This is a genomic window from Snuella lapsa, from assembly GCF_039539345.1.
Classification (GTDB): domain Bacteria; phylum Bacteroidota; class Bacteroidia; order Flavobacteriales; family Flavobacteriaceae; genus Snuella; species Snuella lapsa.
The window spans coordinates 146142-158142 of record NZ_BAABCY010000036.1 but is presented as its reverse complement, the minus strand read 5'-3'; the positions used below and the strand labels follow the sequence as shown (position 1 = coordinate 158142).

At 35.4% G+C, this 12001-nt stretch carries 10 protein-coding genes; 4 read left to right on the top strand and 6 right to left on the bottom strand.

Going from position 1 to position 12001, the window contains the following annotated elements; all coding sequences use genetic code 11:
- Positions 1–119 precede the first annotated feature (119 nt).
- The 4 genes from lepA to ABD792_RS08295 form a co-directional block, all read right to left on the bottom strand.
- Positions 120–1916: a translation elongation factor 4 gene (lepA, locus tag ABD792_RS08310; RefSeq protein ID WP_345005431.1), complete on the bottom strand. Its 1797-nt coding sequence runs from the start codon at positions 1914–1916 to the stop codon at positions 120–122.
- 76 nt (positions 1917–1992) lie between these two features.
- The gene (locus ABD792_RS08305; RefSeq protein ID WP_345005430.1) at positions 1993–2184 is read right to left on the bottom strand and encodes a hypothetical protein; all 192 of its coding nucleotides are present in this window, start codon (positions 2182–2184) and stop codon (positions 1993–1995) included.
- 192 nt (positions 2185–2376) lie between these two features.
- Positions 2377–3777, bottom strand: a complete 1401-nt coding sequence (locus ABD792_RS08300; protein WP_345005429.1) for a radical SAM protein — start codon at positions 3775–3777, stop codon at positions 2377–2379.
- Entirely contained in the window at positions 3767–4510 is a 744-nt protein-coding gene (locus ABD792_RS08295; protein ID WP_345005428.1) for a prolipoprotein diacylglyceryl transferase, read from the bottom strand. The genes ABD792_RS08300 and ABD792_RS08295 overlap by 11 nt, the downstream gene beginning before the upstream one ends.
- Before the next feature lie 170 nt (positions 4511–4680).
- Here ABD792_RS08295 and dusB point away from each other — a divergent pair, with 170 nt between their 5' ends.
- Positions 4681–5673 carry a tRNA dihydrouridine synthase DusB gene (gene dusB, locus ABD792_RS08290; RefSeq protein ID WP_345005427.1) on the top strand — a complete coding sequence of 331 codons (993 nt, stop codon included), beginning with the start codon at positions 4681–4683 and terminating at the stop codon, positions 5671–5673.
- 28 nt (positions 5674–5701) lie between these two features.
- Here dusB and ABD792_RS08285 read toward each other — a convergent pair whose 3' ends face one another.
- A complete protein-coding gene (locus tag ABD792_RS08285; RefSeq protein ID WP_345005426.1) occupies positions 5702–6922 on the bottom strand; it encodes a M14 family metallopeptidase in 1221 nt (406 codons plus the stop codon).
- Entirely contained in the window at positions 6923–8776 is a 1854-nt protein-coding gene (locus tag ABD792_RS08280; RefSeq protein ID WP_345005424.1) for a glutamate-cysteine ligase family protein, read from the bottom strand.
- 294 nt (positions 8777–9070) lie between these two features.
- On the opposite strand from ABD792_RS08280, the gene rnpA reads away from it, so the two are divergent.
- Genes rnpA through ABD792_RS08265 form a run of 3 tightly spaced genes read left to right on the top strand, consistent with a single transcriptional unit; the run spans position 9071 to position 11985 of the window.
- A complete protein-coding gene (gene rnpA / locus ABD792_RS08275; protein ID WP_345005423.1) occupies positions 9071–9442 on the top strand; it encodes a ribonuclease P protein component in 372 nt (123 codons plus the stop codon).
- A gap of 17 nt (positions 9443–9459) precedes the next feature.
- Positions 9460–11097: a S41 family peptidase gene (locus tag ABD792_RS08270; protein WP_345005422.1), complete on the top strand. Its 1638-nt coding sequence runs from the start codon at positions 9460–9462 to the stop codon at positions 11095–11097.
- A gap of 33 nt (positions 11098–11130) precedes the next feature.
- Complete coding sequence (locus ABD792_RS08265) at positions 11131–11985, top strand: OmpA family protein (protein WP_345005421.1); 855 nt, start codon at positions 11131–11133, stop codon at positions 11983–11985.
- The last annotated feature ends 16 nt before the right edge of the window (positions 11986–12001 follow it).

Genomic DNA, 12001 nt, shown 5'->3' with positions numbered 1-12001 from the left:
AGAATTTTATCAAATTAAAAACGTGGCATAGGTCTTAGAAAAATTGTCCGACTTTTTGTTGCAAGTCCAATGATTTCAAAACCTGATCAAGGAACAACGTTAAAGATATCTGTACCTCTTTAATCGTTTAGTTTTAATACTGCCATAAATGCCTGTTGTGGTATTTCTACATTGCCTACCTGACGCATACGTTTTTTACCTTTTTTCTGTTTTTCAAGAAGTTTACGTTTACGGGAAATATCACCACCGTAACATTTTGCAGTAACGTCCTTACGTAAAGCTTTTATGGTTTCACGCGAAATAATTTTAGCTCCAATAGCAGCTTGAACAGGTATGTCGAATTGTTGGCGCGGTATAAGTTCTTTTAGTTTTTCACACATTTTTTTGCCAATATGCTGCGCATTATCGGCATGTATTAAAGCTGAAAGTGCATCAACTGGTTGTGCATTTAACAGAATATCAACCCGAACCAATTTTGAAGACCGCATACCTATAGGATGGTAATCGAAAGAGGCATACCCTTTGGAAACTGTTTTTAAGCGATCATAAAAATCAAAAACTATTTCGGCCAAAGGCATATCGAAATTAAGTTCTACACGATCGGTCGTTAAATAGGTTTGATTGGTAATCATACCACGTTTTTCAATACAAAGCGACATAACATTACCCACAAAATCTGCCTTGGTAATAATGGTTGCTTTTATATATGGTTCCTCTACCCTATCCAATCCAGATGGATCGGGTAAATCACTCGGGTTGTTCACAATAATAATATCGTCGGGATGCTTTTTTGTATAGGCATGGTAGGATACGTTGGGTACCGTTGTAATAACGGTCATATCGAACTCACGCTCCAAACGTTCTTGGATAATCTCCATATGAAGCATGCCCAGAAAACCACAACGGAATCCAAAACCTAATGCTGCAGAACTTTCAGGAGCAAAGATAAGGGAGGCATCGTTAAGCTGTAATTTTTCCATCGACGCACGTAACTCTTCATAGTCTTCCGTATCAACTGGATAGATACCTGCAAATACCATAGGTTTTACATCTTCAAAACCGGAAATGGCATTTCTTGTTGGGGTTTTAGCATCGGTAATGGTATCACCAACCTTCACTTCTTTGGCTTCTTTAATTCCTGTAATAACATAGCCTACATCGCCAGCCTTTATTTCCTGTCTCGGAAGCTGTTTTAATTTGAGTGTCCCTACCTCATCGGCATAGTAGGTTTTTCCTGTGGCAATAAACTTAATTTGTTGATTCTTTTTAATAGAACCATTTATTACCCTAAAATAGGTTTCTACACCACGAAACGGGTTATAAACCGAATCGAATATCAAGGCCTGTAGCGGCTCTTCAGGGCTACCTACAGGAGCAGGAATACGTTCTATCACGGCAGCTAAGATATTGTCTACTCCAAAACCTGTTTTTCCACTGGCATGAATAACATCTTCAGGATCACAGCCTAATAAGTCCACAATATCATCGGTAACCTCTTCAGGGTTAGCACTGGGCAGATCAACTTTATTCAAAACAGGTATAATCTCCAGATCGTTTTCTAAAGCCAAATATAGGTTAGAAATGGTTTGAGCCTGTATACTTTGGGCAGCATCTACAATAAGCAAGGCGCCTTCGCATGCTGCAATGGAACGGGATACTTCGTATGAGAAATCTACATGACCCGGTGTGTCGATTAGATTTAAAATATACTGTTCACCTTTATAAGTATACTCCATTTGAATGGCATGCGACTTAATGGTAATACCTCGTTCACGTTCCAGGTCCATGTTATCTAAAAGCTGATCTTGCTTTTCCCTGTCGGTTACTGAACCTGTAAAGTCCAATAAACGATCAGCAAGGGTACTCTTACCGTGATCTATATGTGCAATAATGCAAAAGTTTCTTATATTCTTCATAAAAGGAATCTATACCTTGAGATAATTTGCAAATATAGTTCATTTATGCGAGCTTTAGTTAATATTTTAAGGAGGTTTATAAAACCATACTACCGCAAATACCAAGGCTTACCAAAACATATACAGCAGCCAATATAAAAAATATTTTAGCTGTTTTTTTGTTTTTCTTTAGGATCACAAAACCTACAAAGGCCATAATAATAGCCGGGCCGAACATAATGGCAAGAATGATGAATATTAAGCCGTCTAAATTTACCTCCAGAAACATAGTTTAGTTATTAAATAGAAATTAAAATGGTTCCGCAAATACCCAATCCTATTATAGTGTAAACAGTAGCTAAGATATATAATATCTTTGTTGCTTTTGGTCTTTTTTCACGAATGGACCATCCAACAATAAACATGATTATTGCTGGTATATGTGTGATAATTAATGCTATTAGGGTTACAAATACCATCTCTATAATACTTCTATTTTATTTTTTAATTCCTTTAATCGCTGTTTTTTATCATCCCTATAAAAGAGGTTCATGGTTTCGAAGGGGATAATCTTATTGTCTTTGTCCACAATGTGTACGCAGGATTTTTTAATGGCACGGACATCAAAGTTATAAGCGTCTATAAATTGCATTATTATTATCCTGAATAAATTTTCGTAACCAAGATTTGGAGCATCAATACCGGGTAAACAACACATAATGGATTTTAAATGTTCTTCGGCTACCTCGACCGAGTTTCCTGTGCTGAATAATTCTATCATTTTACCTTTAATATGTTCATCCTGTTCGTAAACAATGGTGTTTTTACTGTTATCTAACAAGTCGTTCGGATTAATATAACGTGTTAGGGGAAATACCTCGTCTCCCAGTTTCAACGCATATCCCATAACTAAAGCATCGGGATTACAGGGCACGGGTAGCAAGTCGTCTGGATTAAAAACAGTGGTTTGCTCCAAAATCTGCCGTCGTACTTCGGTAAGGGTCATACGATCGGTTTCGGGATTAAAATGCTCTAATCTTCCTGCTATTTGTGTGGGCTGAAAGGTAACACCTCGTATACATCGCTGCTGTAAAGCATAGTCTATTATTTTTCCAATCTCATTGTCATTCAATCCCTTTTGAAGTGTCACCACCAAAGTGGTAGACAGGTTAAGTTTATTAAGGTTTTCGATGGCCTGTTTTCGAATATCATTTAAATGGGCGCCTCTAAGGTCGTACAATACGGAATCTTTAAATGAATCGAACTGTAAGTAAATCTCAAAATCTGGTGTATAGGTTTTTAGTCGTTCGGCAAAAGCGAAGTCCTTGGCAATTTTAATACCGTTAGTGTTTAACATTAAATGTCTAATGGGGAGTGATTTGGCATAATCGAGTATCTCCCAAAACTGAGGATGAATAGTGGGTTCTCCTCCCGAAATTTGGACCACGTCGGGTTCTTTTTCATTTTTAACAATGGTGTCCAGCATGGCTTTTACCTCTTCAAAAGTGCGATGTCTGCCATAGGTTGGAGAGGATCCCGCATAGCAGGTCGGACAGGTTAAATTACACCTGTCGGTTATCTCCACAACGGTCAAACAACTATGCTGTTCGTGATCTGGACACAAACCACAGTCATAAGGGCAACCATAGTGTGTTTTGGTATTAAAGGTATAAGGTGTTTCAGAGGGCTTGTTGTAGTTCCTTATGTTTTTGTAGTAATCAATATCGTCGGCAATTAACACTTTGCTATTACCATGCTCTTTGCAATGTTTCAGCATGTATACATTACCGTCTTGGAATACAATCTTCGCGTCAACACGTTGTAAACATTCTGGGCACAGACTTAAGGTAAAATCGTAATAGGTATAATTCCTAGTGGGCATTTTTAAATTTTTGAATGATGAAAGGACTGTAGTATAACCAACAAATTACACATAAAAGTTGGATGCTGCTCAGTCCGAATACGAAAAAGGTATTGGGCTTTAAAAATTCTATGAAAAACCGAAAACCAAAATAGAGTAGCATGAACCATTTAAAAAGGGCTCCGTTTTTTAAGGCAATAGTTCTTTTTAAGTATTTAAGAATAAAAAATAGCCCAATAAGAAATGTCAGTTCGTAAAGTGATGTTGGATGCCTAAGGATGCCATCACCCAAATCCATCCCAAATACGGAAGCCGTTTCCTTGCCATAGGTAAATTCATTGATTCCGGAAAGGAAACAACCTATACGACCTATAAAAATTCCCAAAATGATAGGAAATACAAATAGATCGCCAGACGATCGCGTCTCGCCTATTATTTTCTTTGCCAGTTCCACTCCTAGTAAGCCACCAAACAAACCTCCCATAATGGTTTTGGTATTTAGTAGTTGTAAAATATGTTCGGTGGATATGTGCATGATTGGGTTTTCCAAAAAACCTACCAATCTTGAACCGATCAAAGCACCTAGGGCTGCACCAAGTATAATGGATAACCGATTATTGGTGGAGATAACGTCCTTGCTTTTTCGGCGTAATAGTACATAATATCTGAATGCGATAAAAAAAGCGAGATACTCCAGAATGAGGTGAATATTGATACGATAACCAAAGCATACGGGTTCGAAAGGAATGTTCAAAAGGTATATGGTTTTATAAACTAAAAATACGATAATTGCATTTAATAGACGTTTTGAGTATGATTTTTCCCTATATAAAGGGATTCTGATTTCGCTTAAATAGTGATTAACGTTAGGAATGTCATATAATTGCGTATCTTTGCAGCTTCAAAAAAACAATGTAACGTACTGTGGTTAAGATAGGTAACATAGAATTAGGTGATTTCCCATTGCTTTTAGCTCCTATGGAGGATGTTAGTGACCCACCTTTTAGAGCCCTGTGTAAAGAGCAGGGAGCTGATGTGGTGTATACTGAGTTCGTATCGAGCGAAGGACTCATTCGCAACGCAGCTAAAAGCGTTATGAAATTAGATATTTATGAAAAGGAGCGTCCTGTGGGTATTCAGGTATTTGGAGCAAACTTGGACAGTATGTTACAAACAATTGATATTGTTGCCGAATCGAAACCGGATATTATCGACATTAATTTTGGGTGTCCCGTAAAAAAAGTTGTGAGTAAAGGCGCTGGTGCTGGTATATTAAAGGATGTATGCCTTATGGAGCAACTCACTGCCGAAATGGTAAAGCGTACCAATATTCCTGTTACGGTAAAGACCCGATTGGGATGGGACCATGAGTCCATTCGTATTGTTGAGGTTGCCGAACGCTTACAGGATGTAGGTTGTAAAGCCATTGCCATTCATGGGCGTACGCGGGCACAGATGTATAAGGGCAATGCGGACTGGAAACCTATAGCTGAGGTTAAGAATAATCCGAGAATGCATATTCCTGTATTTGGGAATGGTGATGTGGATACACCAGAAAAAGCTATGGAAATGCGTGATAATTATGGTTTGGATGGTGCTATGATTGGTCGGGCCAGTATTGGGAATCCGTGGTTTTTTAAGCAAGTAAAACACTTTTTTGAAACAGGTGAACACCTAACTCCAATTTCTTTGGAGGAACGGGTGGAAGCAGCACGCAGACATCTACAAATGTCCATAGATTGGAAGGGTGAAATATTAGGCGTTTTCGAAACCAGAAGGCATTACACCAATTATTTTAAAGGTATCCCTCACTTTAAGGAATACCGTACCAAAATGGTTACAAGTGATCGCCCCGAAGATGTTTTTGCCGCATTTGATGAGGTTCTGGATGTTTTTGCAGACTATCAGTTTTCATGACACATTTTTTTAAAACACCTAACTTACCTTAAACGTTAGCGCTGTAATCTCTCTTGTTTTTATACCACCACTTTTTTTTATACATGGCTGTTTTAGCAACACGTTCACGATTATTCAGTTGTAAGGAATTAAGTGTTATCTGCTTACTTCGGTAACCTAGTACATGGAAAATAGATTTTGCAAAAAATCTGGCAATATTAAGGTTTACTTTTAAAATACCCTCTTTTTTATCCAACCATGAAATACCTGGTAATAAAATAAGTAAACTGTCCATTTTTAATCGTCTTAATAACGCAGATATTACTAAAAAAACAGGTCTAATGCGCTTAATGATAAAATATCCGTCAACACCCTTATTTTGATATAATGGCATAAAAATTTTAGCATTGTAATCAGACTTTAAAACAACACCATTGTTTACTGCCAAAACGGTTCCTTTTTTTATATCCTGAAAGCTTTTAAATCCATTGTACATTTTAAAACTATCTTTTGGGTGTATGGAATGTAAATAAACTATTTCAAAGAAATCAAACGTATTTTGTGATTGGGCTTCTAATTGTTTGTAATAGGTCGAAAAATTTGGTAATGATTCTTTATTTAAAACACCCGAATATACCAAGGTTAAATAAGTAAAGGCTATACTGTTATTCACTGCATCGGCTGCATCATGTTGTCCTGATTCAAACCCCAGGGATACATACCCCAATTGGTTAATATAGCTCAATAGCGCTCCATTTAAATATTCTTCAATCCCTAACACAATAGGTACGGGAAATTGTTTGGAAAAACGACGATTTATCAAGGCGTCGTTAATAGTAATAAAAGGCAGGGAATAACTTGAAGTACTATGTAAATCTACAAAATAAAAGGGGCCACTATGACTCTTTATAATAGATTTTAAGAGTTCTAATAAAGCCAATTGCTCGACCTCTTCGGTATTTAAAATAAACTTCTCTTTAGTCTTTTTAATTTGTTCTTTGGTCCAAAGCCTATTAAGGTCTTGATCTTTATATCTTATATGTTCTTGAAGTGCTTTTAAGTTACCTAAAATACCGTAAACTGTTCCATGAACCAAATTGGCATTCAATTTTTCAAAAATCTCATTTAAAGCAAAAACACCTGAGGTCTCATTACCATGTATACCACAAAAAAATACAACTGTAGGCCCATTGGTTGTTCCTTCTACTTTTCCTAGAATACGCTCAACTGTTATTGTTTCGGCTAGTGCTTTATTGTGTACAGAAATCATTTAGTAAAGATCGTTTTTAGTAATTAGTCCTACCAACTTTTCATGCTTAACCACTGGAAGGCATCCAATACCATGTCTTGTTATTAATTGTTTAGCAGCTGCAACAGAAGTGTACTCACCTATTGTTATGATATCGGTTTTCATAATCTTATCGACCGCGTTAAATTGTTGCTTGGGATCATCTAAATACGTTTCAACATCTGTCCAGGTCAATAAGCCAACAAGATTTCTATCACTATTGGTAACGGGCATATGGTGAATGCTCTTCCATTTCATAATTTGTAAAACCAGCTCGATACTGTCTTTTTTATTAACCGAAAAAATATCGGAACTCATAATATGCTTTACAATACGTCGATGGGTAATAGGTATCTCATCTGCTCTATACAACATATTCCAATTAGCAATAGGATGCCCTTTATCTTGTTGCTCATAAAGCTTGGATGTAAGTATTTGCATAGCCTCATAACGTTTATGGCTATTTAACAAAGCTCTATAATTTCTGATGATCCATTCCGATCCCGTAAGCTTGTGTACTCTATCTTTAATAATTTCTAAATAAAATGCGGCATCATTGGATGAAACACCTACACTTGACAGTCCTTTATAAGCCATAGGCAATAACATTTCTAAAATTAAATGATGACTGGATATGTATTTTCCATCCCAATAAAACTGTGTAGCCATACCGTAACGCGCAGCATTAATAAAATTGGTTTTAACATCTTTAAAATCCCATTTTTCGTGAATGTTATGATATGCTTCTGGTTTACCCATCATAACTCCTACCCAAAAAACCATGTTAGCAATTTCATCGATAGTTGTTGGACCAGAAGGTATGTAGCGATTTTCTATCCGTAAACTTGGCTTATTATCTAAAACACCATAACAAACACGATTCCAAGGGTATACTGTTCCATTATGTAGTTGCAGGGCTTTTAATTTTGGTACCTCATTACGATTAAGCATATCCACACTATCCGTAATAAAATGAGATGTTAAAAAACTTCGGTATCTTGAAATATTATCTTTGAATATATCGGTTATACTACCTGTTTGCCAAGCATTTCCAAAACTAACTCTCGAAGGCTTTTCATTTAACAAGTAGGAATGGACTCTAGTATCCATACTTTGAGCAAACAGGGCTATACGCGTTTCATTCCAAAGTTCTTTTCCAAAAAGTATGGGTGAATTGGCACAAATACCCAAAACTGGACCCGAAATGGCCTGTGCCCAATTATACATATCTACAAAACGCTTTGGAGGAATTTGCAGATGCATTTGAAAACTCGTATTACAACCCTCCAACATAACCGAATCGTGTAACAAGTTCAATTCATCCACTCCTTTTATATGAATATCAAAGCTTTGCTTTCTGGAACGTCTTAAAACCTCATTTAAAACCTCATACCGAGTAGCATTGGTCATACTGGATTCATCTACATCATTAACAGACAGGGAGGGTAAAATACCTGTTAATATAAGCTTCACCTTCTTTTTGGCTGCAGCTGCCTTTGCTTTGTTCAACAAACTATTCAACTGGCTATGCAGCTTCGAAAAACAATTATCTTTAAGTATCTGGGGGTCCAAATTAATTTCTAGTGCATATTTACTTATTTCTGTTACAAAATGTTTATCGTCAATCATTTTTAAAATTGTATCAGATTGATTGGCTGGTAAAAAATTGTCATGTACCAAAAAGAATTCTTGTTCAGCTCCAATACGAATAGGTTCCTCTTCTATCATACCTGTTTCAAGCATTAAGTCAAGTGCTTTTATATCGTTTACCAAATGATGGATATAATTTGATCTATCTTTTTTCGTCTTGAGCCTTGAAATATTTAGATCTCCCATAATTATTAATGATTTAATACCTTTCCATTATACTCGATAATCGATATTAAAATGCTCCAAGGCTTACCTCGAAATCAAAATAATATCCTGTAAATGCCTCGTATACTTGCACCGAGGTAGTTTACTACCGTGATAACTAGTTAATGTTCTTTATTTTAACACTAACTTATTTACACTTTTAAAACACATTAAATTACTACGTTTCAATTGTTTAAAACATGATTTTTATCATGAAGGTATAAGTCTGGTGCTGTGTGAATTGTTATTGCTATTTTTGTGTAGATAAAATAACATATGACTGCAACCTATCCTAAAAAAGAAAAACTTAAAAGCAAAAAGCTTATTGAGCAATTATTTTCAGAAGGTCAGTCAGTATCTGCGTACCCTTTACGTCTGGTTTACATCCAAACTACTTTTAATGATGGTACGCAATTTAAAACCGGTGTATCGGTAAGTAAACGTAATTTTAAAAATGCTGTAGACCGTAATCGTGTAAAACGCTTGTTAAGAGAAGCCTATAGGTTGAATAAAGCTATATATTTTAACAACATTACAACACAGTATGCGTTTATGATTTTGTACATTGGTAAAGACGAACCAAGCTTTGAGCTTGTTGAAACAAAAATGAAACGTTTGTTTGAAAAGTTTTCGGGCAAAATATTGTAAAAATAAATACTACAGTAATGAAGCATTTAATACAAAAGAAAATCTTAGTACCTGTATTGGCTTTTACCCTCTTCTTTACAGGAACAGCTTTTAAAAATGATTTTTTTGAAATAGCTAAGCAAATAGAAATATTTACAACCCTTTTTAAAGAACTCAACATGAATTATGTTGATGACACCAATCCTGGAGATTTAATGGATACAGCTATTAAAAGTATGCTGGAAAACCTGGATCCATATACAAATTTTATGAACGAACAGGATGTAGAAGCTGCCAGAATTAATAATACAGGCGATTATACAGGAATAGGGGCCAAAATAAAAACCTTAAAAGACAAACTGGTTATTATTGAACCTTACAAAGACTACCCTGCCGACAAAGCTGGACTTAAAGCTGGAGACGCAATCATTAAAATAGGTAATATTCTTGTTGAGAACCATAAGGAAAATGCCGGTGACTTACTAAAAGGAGCTCCCGGGAGCACAGTAGAAGTAACTTACAAACGACAAGGTAAAACACAAACTGCCAATATAGAAAGAGCAGAAGTTGAAATAAAGGCCGTACCCCATTTTTCATTGATAGACGAAAAAACAGGTTATATTGTTTTAAGTCGATTTAATAATAAAGCTTATGCTGAAACAAACTACGCCCTGAGAGATCTTAAAGCGCAGGGTGCAAAGCGAATCATTCTAGATTTAAGAGGTAACCCTGGTGGTTTATTAAACGAAGCCATTCGTATTGTAAACCTGTTTGTACCTAAAGGTCAATTAATAGTTACTACCAAATCCAAAGTAAAAAAATACAACAGAACCTATTACACTAAAAATGACCCCATAGATACCGAAATTCCCTTGGTAGTTTTAATTGATGGTGGTAGTGCCTCGGCCAGTGAAATTGTATCGGGTTCCTTACAAGATTTGGATCGTGCTGTTATAGTAGGATCAAGAAGCTTTGGAAAAGGTTTGGTACAACGCCCTAAACAACTAACTTACGGGACGCAATTAAAAATTACTATTTCTAGATACTATACACCTTCCGGTCGTTGTATTCAAGCTTTAGATTATTGGCATAGAGATGAAAAAGGTCAAGCAGTTCGTGTAAAACAAGAAAACTATAATACATTTAAAACCAAAAATGGGCGTAGCGTTTTTGATGGTGGAGGTATTTTACCAGACGAAATTATAAATACACAAAAAAATTCGGCTATTATAAAAGCGATTGTTAACGATGATTTAATATTTAACTACGCTACCAATTACCATTACAAACATGATAATATAAAAGACATTAATAATTTTAAACTGACCGATGCCGATTTTAAAGATTTTAAGATGTTTTTAAAATCTCATCATTTTTCTTTTGAAACAGAAACAGAGAAAGCACTTCTAAATGTAATGGAAATAGCTAAAAAAGAGGAATTGAACGATAATATCCAAACAGATTATACTACTTTAATAACCAATTTAGAAAAATCTAAAACGCAGGTACTCGACGAAAATAAAGATCATTTACTAGAATTATTAACTGAAGAAATTGTAAAACAATATGTATATAGAGAAGGTTTGTACGAGTATTATAAAACACACGATAAAGGAATGAAAGTAGCTGCCGATATTTTAAAAAGTCCTATTACTTACGCTAAATATTTAAGATAAGATTTTGTAAATTTATTCCTTGGCTATATTAATATGAATAAACTTTTTACTTTTATATTAGTATTACTTTACGGTAGTATGGTTCTTGCTCAAAATAATATAACACACGATGTTTATTTTGAGACCGATAAATATGACCTTATTCCTACCGAAGAAAATCGCTTACTTTTATTTATTTCGAGTTTAACCGATGTCGATATTGAATCTGTAGCTATTTTTGGCTTTTGCGACGATGTTGGTGCCGCTAGCTATAACCTAAAACTTTCCAAGCAACGTGCCGAAGCTATTAAAGCTATTTTTTCTAATCACGAAATAAGCGAAACGGTAATTACTAACGTAGACGGTAAAGGTGAAATACTATTAAAAATTGTAAACGAAAAAAACATCTCGAAAATAAGGGGCTTAAACAGGAAAGTAGAGATTATTGTTAATCCCAAACCACCTATTATAGAAAAGAAGGTAGAAAAAAAAGAAAAACCTGTTGAAGAAAAAAAGAAAGCAACTGCCGAAATCATAAAAGGCGAACTTAAAGTAGGTGATAAAATTCGTTTCGAAAATATTTTATTTAAAACTGGCTATAGTACCGTTACTCCAGAATCTAAAAAAATATTGGAAGACATTGCAAAATCGTTGGTAGAACGCAAAGATATTTACTTTACCATTCAAGGCCATGTATGCTGTACACAATTTAGCAGGGATGCAGTCGATAGAAAAACAAAAAAACGAAACCTTTCTGAAGCCAGAGCCAAATATGTATACGATTATCTTGCTAAAAAAGGCGTTAGTAAAAAACGTATGCGCTATTTGGGTATGCGTCGAAAATTTCCTTTGGGAGGTGATCCCAAATACGACAGGCGTGTTGAAATTGTGATTACGTATGTAGATTAAACGAACATTAATAGAA